1 pseudogene is annotated in these 295 nt (G+C 74.6%); it reads left to right on the top strand.

What is annotated here, in order from left to right:
• A pseudogene (locus tag AC5RUJ_RS18975) lies at positions 1 to 295 on the top strand (hypothetical protein); the annotation flags it as partial.

Below are 295 nucleotides of genomic sequence, written 5' to 3'. Positions count from 1 at the left end.
CGCGCCCGCCGTCTGGCGGATCAGCCGTACGGCCGCCGCCGCCATCCGCTACCAGGACAGCCGGGACTGGCATGAAGCCGCGGCCCGGCACGACGGCCTCCGGTCCCGCTGGCTGGCCTATGAACTGGATCCGGCGCTGGCCATCGATTACCCGGACATGTCCGACGTCTCGCGCCCGGCGACCGCTGCCATGCTCCGGGCCCTTAAACGTGCGGACGCGCTGCGTTCCCTTGGTCCGGGCGACGACGGCGGTGCGGGCGGCTATCCCGCGGCCGTCGCCGAAGCCGCGGCCCGG

The organism is Arthrobacter sp. Y3223164 (assembly GCF_059091005.1).
Note: the sequence above shows the minus strand (reverse complement) of the source record. Positions and strands in the feature narration are given on the sequence as shown.